Genomic DNA, 7,413 nt, shown 5'->3' on the forward strand with positions numbered 1-7,413 from the left:
GCGGCGAGGGCGGCGAGGGCGGCGAGGGCGGCGAGGGCGGCGAGGGCGGCGAGGGGAGCATGGCACGGTACTTCAGCGGCCCGGCCGCCAACGCGCTCGAACTGGCCGTCACCGAGGCCACCGCCCTCGGGCACAACTATGTCGGCTGCGAGCACCTGCTGCTTGGCCTGGTCGCCGAACCCGACGGCACCGCCGGGCAGGTGCTGCGCGCCCTAGGCGCCGAGCCCCGCCTGACCCGCCGGGCCGTCGCCGCCGCCCTCGCGGGTTACGTGCACCTCCGGGCGCAGAGCCAGGCGGGCGGCTCGGCCGTACCCGCGGACGCGGCGAAAGCACTGGCCACCGCGGTCCGCCAGGAGGTCCAACCACTGATCCGGCGCATCGAGCGCCTGGAGGAGCGCCTCAACACGGCTCCCGAAGCCTAACAGCGAGCAGCCGCCGAGATCACCGTGACCGCGATACGAAGTTGAACAATTACTAAGCGTGGAAGAGTTGGCTTTCCTAGTATGCCTGCATACTATGAAGGAGGGCTGCGGTGGGGTGGCGTCTTGAGGTGGTCGGAGAAGTAAAGGAGTGGCTGCACACGATCCGCGTGGAAGACCGGATCACCGCTCGGCTGATCGGTCAGGCGATCCAGACCCTGATCGAGATCGGACCGGACTTGGGTCGGCCGCTCGTCGACAGGATCAGGGGGTCGGCCATACAGAACTTGAAGGAGCTCCGCCCGGGCTCCGCAGGCCCAAGTGAGATCAGGATCCTGTTCGCCTTCGATCCCAGGCGCACTGCCGTGCTTCTCGTCGGAGGAGACAAATCAGGACAATGGGATTCCTGGTATGAGAAAGCGATTCCACTCGCCGAAGCGCGTTTTGCCGAGTGGGTCGAGCTACTCGAACATGGATCGAAGGGACACGGTCGATGACCACTTTTCACGAGTGGGATGCTGTCAAGCGAGAGATCTTCGATGACGAGGACATCGCGGCGATCGACGAGGGCACCGCGGAGATGGTGGCCGCGATCAGGCTGTCCCAGGTACGCAGGCAACTCGGCCTACGGCAGGCGGACGTCGCGGAGAGGATGCATGTCCGCCAAGAACGGGTTTCCGCGATCGAGCGTGGCGACCCCGCGTCCACGACGCTGAGCACGCTCATCTCCTACGTGCAGGCCCTGGGTGGAAGACTTGACGTCGTGGCAACGGTGGACGGCACCCACTACAAGATCGCCTAACCCACCGACCGCATCCGCGCCCGCCCCTGCGACCCAGCCGACGCCGGGAACCCGCCTTCCCACCACGCGCGTCCGAATCCCGACTCAGTGCGACCCGCGGAAACGGTCACCCGTCATGCCCTCACGCAAAGCGCATGGCCACCGTCTACTTCGGCCGGCTATGGACCATCCAAGGAGCACCTTGTCGTGATGTAGTTCGCGTAGTCCGTGCGAATCGATGTACCTATCCGCCAGCCTCGCTGTTTCGAAGTGCGCGCCAGCGTCAGAAGAGCCTCGGCCCCGGCAAGCGCATCCCAGAACACCCAAGATCTTTAGTATTCAGCCGCGGAACAGTCCAACATCGACTATCCGCCGTAGTGGCGCCGTCGCCGCGGGCCGGAGCGGACGCGCCAGCTCACCAGGACGATCACCCGTACCTGGATGGCGAGCATCACCAGTGCGATCAGTCCCGCTACCCCGCTGGCCTGTTCCTCCGAAAGCCCGCCGCCACAGTCCGTTATGTTGCCTCCCTCATATGACATGCATTGGGGCCAGATCGTCAAAACGATGAACCAGTCGGCGAGCAAAAGCGGGACCGAGACCGCGCCCAGGAGAACGGCCAGCGCGATGTAATTTTCCCTGCCGCCGGTCGTGTTTGGCTTTTCCGGGACAGGTTCGAGACGCCTGCCCATAGCCGATTCGCGACTCACCCGAAACACTTAAGCATGGGAAGACCATCACGACAAGGTCGAGACTGCCGACGGATCGAGTCCGCGCGAGCATCAACCGGCTCAAGCACTTCGAGCCGTGGCCACCCGCTATGACGAACGCGCCTACATCTACCTCGGCACCGTCACGGTCACGACCCTGGCCATCTGGCTCCGCAGGTCGCACGATCACCTACCCTGCTCGGCTCTCCCCGCCCAGCGTACGAAACGATGTACTCTCGTATCATCATTTCTTCTTGTGCATAGGCTCGGGCATACCATCAGAGATTCTGCTTAAGTGTCAGAGTCGGCCTCCCTTCGAGTCGCTGGGTGTCCCCGAGATGGATGGGCGACAGCGCGGGCTATAGGGGAGCAAAACCGCCCCCGGCTCCTTTGCGGGGGAAGTTCATCCGCGCCGCCGCCCCGCTCTAGAGGCGCGTCCCCTCGTGGCCGAAGGGCTCTACGCCTAACGTTTCGGCCGCCATGTCCAGGCCGTCACGGTCAAGACCCCAGCGTTCGACCAGGGGTAGCGCCTGTTCTTGCTGAGCGCTCTCCGCTACCGTCCGTGCAGCCTGTTTTGCCGTCCTGCGCGTAGCGCTCTCGTGCGAGTCTGAGGGTTCGGCTGATATGCGCTGCATTGGGCAGCACGACGCCACGCGCTCGTACCTCACCTGAAACCAGACCGTTCGCCCGGCGGAATCCTCATAGACGTCCCAGCGGTCGGAGATCTGCTCAACGAGCATGAGACCTCTCCCGCTTTCCGCGAAGATGTCCGCGCCAACCTGCGGGATCATCTCCCCTCCCTCATCCACCACGTCAACGTGTATGAGGTCATAGCAGTCGGCAAGTGCGAGTGTGACTCTTCCGCCATTTCGCGAGTTCGAGTGAATGACGGCGTTGGTGACGACTTCGGAAACCAGCAGCGTCACATCATCCAAGGCCGGATGATCCTCCCCGAGTTTTCCTCTCACATAAGCTCGCGCCTGCGAGACCGATTCAGGAGAACCAACTAGATGCTTAACGCCTAACAGGCTGCCTGCGGTGGAGTGTTTGCGGCGAGGCAGGATGGTCTTAGGATCTGTCACAGATCGCACCTCCAGAGTGCGGTTCAGGGACCCGTACGGCGTTGACCGCGCCTGCGGGTCCTGCCATTTCTGGCGTCACCTCCCATCACACCGCTCCGTACGCATGCGGCAACAGTGCGAATAGAGGAGACTGGGGGAGACAGGCGCATCCGGAAGTTCTCCCCCGAGGAGCAGCGATGGACGACGTTCCGGTTTGGGCCGCACGACTGCGTGCCGAACGGCGCAACAGACTGTGGACGCAGCGGGAGATGGCGAAGCAACTTGTCGATGCCGCCGACGGACAAGCCCGTGCGCGTCTTCCAGGGCGGGAGTCCCTGACTCGCATGATCAAGGATTGGGAAGCAGGCAGGCACCGGCCGAAAGACCCTTATGGCGTGCTTTATTGCCGTGTGTTCGCTATGGATGAGCATGAGCTGTTCAGCGATGGAGGAGCCGCGCCCCGCCGCGCCCCTGCTGACGTTCTGAAAGAGCTGCATCGTCAGGGGGATCCTCTTTCCCCGATCGCTAACCGCAACGGCCGGCGTGTCAGTACCGAGACCGTGGCGGATCTGTCGTCGCAGGTTCATAGCTTGCGACTCGCCGATGATGTACTCGCCGGGGGCGATCTGATCCAGCCCGCGTTTCGTGAGCTTGAAGCGGCCGTCCGTATTTACCGGGAAGGCATCCACACCGAAGACGTCGGTCAGGGCTTGTTGGTAGCGATCGGCGAGTTTGCTCAGATCGCGGGATGGGTGGCCAGTGACGCAGGACAGCGTGATCAAGCAGCGCGTACATACCGGCTCGGCATCAGCGCAGCACATGAAGCCGGTGATGGCACCCTTGAATCGAACCTTGTCGGATCGTTGGCGTACCAGATTTCCAACTCTGGAGACCCAAGCGAAGGCGTAGAACTTGCCCATACGGCGCTAGAGGTGGCAGGGCCGGACGCACCTCCCCGTGCACGCGCGTTGTGCTGGGACCGCGTGGCGTGGGCGCACGCACGTAACGGAGAAGCACAAGAGACCATGCGAGCACTTGGCGAGGCCGACGATGCTCTCGCCGACGACAGCGGGAGGGACGAGCCCTCGTATCTTTACTGGGTAGATGCTGGCGAGCTACAGATCATGCAAGCGCGCGCCTACACCGAGTTGCGGCGGCCTCTGCGCGCCGTCCCACTCCTCACCGATGTACTCAGCCGCTACAACGCCACGCACACACGGGAACTGGCCCTTTACCTGTCGTGGCTTGCCGTTGCGCTGGCAGATGCCAACGAGCCGGAGGAGGCAGCGCTAGCAGCCGGACGGATGCTCAGTCTGTCCGCAGATGTGGCCAGCGATCGAACCGCTCAACGTGCACGTGTGGTCCTCGCGCGACTGAAGCCCTACCGTGACCTACCACAAGTGCGAGAACTCCTCATCAACCATCGCTGAGATTCATTGTCGGTTCCCGATCTAGCCTCGATCTTTCGTGAGTCGGGTTCGGTCGTGTAGCGACCGGATCCGACCTTGTTTTTAGGTGGGTGGTCGTGCTGATGGTCCGACTGTCGCGTCGGGTGGCGGGGTTCCACAGGCCCGGATTGGTCTCCTTCCGTGGTTGTTGGGACGGTTCGAGCTGGTCAGGGCCCGGGGAGGGTTTGCAGGCGGGTGATCGCGGTGGCGATCAGGCCGGCCCACTGCCAGCGGTGGGACAGGCGCAGCCGCAGGCGCCTGCCGCCTTTGATCAGGCGTCCGGCTGTGGAGAACACGCGCAGTCGCAGCCGTTTGGGTTCCCACCGGCGGGCGGGTTGATCGTCGAAGGCGAGCATCTGGGTCCAGGCGAGCAGTTCGCAGGCCAGGGCGACCAGTTCCAGCCAGACCTGGTTGGCGGTGAAACCGTGCAGGGGCAGGTTCCGCAGCCCGGTGTCTTTGGCGCAGCGGATGCGGTCCTCACAGCGGGCCCGGCGGCGGTGACGCAACTCCAGGTCGGCGAGCTGGCCGCGGCCGCCACCGGGCCGGGTGCCGGTGACGAAACCGGTGAAGCGGTGCCCGTCGATGTCGGTGAACCGCAGTTGCGCGCCGGGGTGGGGGCGCTCTTTGCGGACGATGACCCGCATGCCGGTGGGCCAGGACGACAGATCGAGCATGCCGGTGAGTTCGGCGACCCACGCACCCTCGCGGATCTGGCCGTCGGCGTCGTAGGCGACCTGCCACGCGTCCGCCGGTAGGTCGAGGATCGCGGCGCGGATGTCGTCGGTGAGGGGGAATCCGATGGAGTACTTCAGCCGGCGGGCGCTCACCCAGTCCAGGAAGGCGTGGGTGCCGCCGGAGTCGGTGCGGATCAGCACCTGTGTGTGCAGGCGGGCGGGTATCTGGTTGAGGGCGAGCCGTCGGGCGGTGATGTGGTCGTCGGCGGTGTTGGAGCCGGCGTTGCCCCGGCGCAGCAGCAGGGCGGCGGCTTCACCGGTTCCGCCCTGGCCGTGGTCGATGAACGCGGTCATCGGGTGGTGGCCGTAGGTGTGTTTCCAGGTCGGGGCCGCGTGTTGTTTGTCGGAGTGCGCGATCACGATGGTGGCGTCCAGGTCCACCGGGATCAGGCCGCCGCCTGCTCCGGGGGCCTGGTCACCCGCCAGGGTCCATGCCCTGGCCCGGGCCGCCGCGCGAGCGGCGCGGATCGCCCGCAACGCTTTCGGCCCAGCGTCGGCGAGGGTCGTGATCAGCCGTGACACCGTCGGATCGGAGGCGATCGGCCCGAACAACTCCGGCGAGGACCGCAGCACCGCGATGTCGGCCAGGCAGTCCCCGCCCAGCGCGAGGGTCATGGCCAGATCCGCCACGATCTTCCCGGGATCATGCACCGCCCGCGGTGCACGCCACCGCTCCAGCGCCAGCGCCAGGCCCTCGCCCAGGCCGGTCACCCGCAGTGTCTCCAGCAGAAGCAGGCCGCCGGCCTGGCAGACGATCCCTGTGCCGTCGGTAGACACGACGATCTTGGGGCGGGGAGCGATAGACTGCACGCGAAAAGTGCCTCTCGAACTGGTGTGGTCGGACCCTCAGCAAGTCCAATTCTCCCAGCTCAAGGCACTTTTCTCATGTAAACGATCAACCTCGGCTAAACACGCCACGAAAGCCCGAGGCTAGTTGACCCAGGCCGAGGAGTTGACCTGAGACGGATCAAATGGCTCGGAACGAGGTGTCAGCAGGTGGCTCTGATTCTTTCCTTCAAGGGCGCCGGGCTGCGGGGCCGAGGTCGCGGCAGTCGAGGACTTCAACAGCAGTGATGGTCCTCGCTGAGGGGTCCAGGTTCAGCCATATGGTCGACTCACCGTTGTCTTCGAGATCGACGACGAAGCAGCCGGAGGACCTGGGCGGAGCGGTCATGAGGCTCGTGCAGCCCGGCGAGCAGGTGCATGGCCCATAGAACGGCAGATCCTCAATGGTCTTCGCAAGGGGATCATCGACATCGCTCGCTCGGAGCAGGCGGACGATGTCGGCGGCGAGCCCTGGGAAGACGTCCGCCAGGCGTGGAGGCGAATTCGTGCCTATCTGCTGCCCACCGTCCTGAGCGAGTTGACAGGACCAGTCGCCGGTGTCGTGGAGCTGTGACAGAACGGTTCGGCTTTGCGCTCGCCGGCGGTTACGCCGTACAAGCCCACGGATTCCTTACCCGTCGGCCCGAAGACGTGGACGTGTTCGCTGCGGCGGACGGGGACTTCGAGACAGCGGTGAGCGCTGCCGAGGCGGCCTATCGCGGTGCGGGCTTGAAGGTCGAGACAGCGCTGGAGAGCCAGGTCTTCGCTCGGTTGCTCATAACCGACGATGAGGAGCGATCGGCAAAGATCGAAATGGATTACCCCGGAACCGAAAATCTCTAGTGGCCGAAGTAGACATCCGTGATGCGTAGGGGTAGGGTTCCTGACATCGCAAGGAACGGATCCACCAGGGCAGAGCAGGACGTAGGCATCACGACGAACTGCCCGGACGAGTGTGGACAGCAAAGACGACGCAGAAAGACGGGCAGAAGGTCGGACGTGCCAGGGCCAGCGCAGGTGAAGGGTCCCGGCCGTGGACGCGCTGCCACAGCAGTAGCAGTGAACAAGAGGCAAGGTCGGACGTGCCAGGGCCAGCGCAGGTGAAGGGTCCCGGCCGTGGACACGCTGCCACAGCAGTAGCAGTGAACAAGAGGCAAGGTCGGACGTGCCAGGGCCAGCGCAGGTGAAGGGTCCCGGCCGTGGACACGCAGCTGCAACAAGTGGTGAACGGGCAGAAGGTCGGACGTGCCGGGACCGATGCGGTTGAAGGGTCCCAGCCGTGGACGCGCTGCCACAGCAGTAGCAGTGAACAAGAGGCAAGGTCGGACGTGCCAGGGCCAGCGCAGGTGAAGGGTCCCGGCCGTGGACACGCAGCTGCGGCAAGTGGTGAACGGGCAGAAGGTCGGACGTGCCGGGACCGATGCGGTTGAAGGGT

The 7,413-nt window shown here is 64.8% G+C and carries 8 protein-coding genes; 5 read left to right on the forward strand and 3 right to left on the reverse strand.

Going from position 1 to position 7,413, the window contains the following annotated elements:
- From AB0O34_RS15525 to AB0O34_RS15535, 3 genes are all read left to right on the forward strand, one after another.
- Nucleotides 1-422: Clp protease N-terminal domain-containing protein (locus AB0O34_RS15525; protein WP_363916027.1), on the forward strand; the 422-nt coding region annotated here is incomplete at its 5' end.
- Nucleotides 423-532: 110 nt separating this feature from the next.
- Entirely contained in the window at nucleotides 533-916 is a 384-nt protein-coding gene (locus AB0O34_RS15530) for a type II toxin-antitoxin system RelE/ParE family toxin (protein ID WP_363916028.1), read from the forward strand.
- On the forward strand, nucleotides 913-1,221 hold the full coding sequence (locus AB0O34_RS15535; RefSeq protein ID WP_363916029.1) for a helix-turn-helix transcriptional regulator: 309 nt from the start codon (nucleotides 913-915) through the stop codon (nucleotides 1,219-1,221). Before AB0O34_RS15530 ends, AB0O34_RS15535 begins: the two co-directional genes overlap by 4 nt.
- 344 nt (nucleotides 1,222-1,565) lie before the next feature.
- On the opposite strand, the gene AB0O34_RS15540 is transcribed toward AB0O34_RS15535, so the two are convergent.
- Both AB0O34_RS15540 and AB0O34_RS15545 read right to left on the reverse strand, forming a co-directional pair.
- Complete coding sequence (locus AB0O34_RS15540; RefSeq protein ID WP_363916030.1) at nucleotides 1,566-1,892, reverse strand: hypothetical protein; 327 nt, start codon at nucleotides 1,890-1,892, stop codon at nucleotides 1,566-1,568.
- 443 nt (nucleotides 1,893-2,335) lie between these two features.
- The gene (locus tag AB0O34_RS15545) at nucleotides 2,336-3,001 is read right to left on the reverse strand and encodes an ATP-binding protein (protein WP_363916031.1); all 666 of its coding nucleotides are present in this window, start codon (nucleotides 2,999-3,001) and stop codon (nucleotides 2,336-2,338) included.
- Between the two features lie 167 nt (nucleotides 3,002-3,168).
- Between AB0O34_RS15545 and AB0O34_RS15550 the strand changes: the two genes are divergently transcribed.
- Nucleotides 3,169-4,401: a transcriptional regulator gene (locus AB0O34_RS15550; RefSeq protein WP_363916032.1), complete on the forward strand. Its 1,233-nt coding sequence runs from the start codon at nucleotides 3,169-3,171 to the stop codon at nucleotides 4,399-4,401.
- A 185-nt stretch (nucleotides 4,402-4,586) separates the two neighbouring features.
- Here AB0O34_RS15550 and AB0O34_RS15555 read toward each other — a convergent pair whose 3' ends face one another.
- A complete protein-coding gene (locus tag AB0O34_RS15555; RefSeq protein WP_363916034.1) occupies nucleotides 4,587-5,963 on the reverse strand; it encodes an IS1380 family transposase in 1,377 nt (458 codons plus the stop codon).
- Nucleotides 5,964-6,548: 585 nt separating this feature from the next.
- On the opposite strand from AB0O34_RS15555, the gene AB0O34_RS15560 reads away from it, so the two are divergent.
- Entirely contained in the window at nucleotides 6,549-6,821 is a 273-nt protein-coding gene (locus tag AB0O34_RS15560) for a hypothetical protein (protein WP_363916035.1), read from the forward strand.
- Nucleotides 6,822-7,413 lie beyond the last annotated feature (592 nt).

Source organism: Sphaerisporangium sp. NPDC088356 (genome assembly GCF_040685555.1).
Lineage (GTDB): Bacteria > Actinomycetota > Actinomycetes > Streptosporangiales > Streptosporangiaceae > Sphaerisporangium.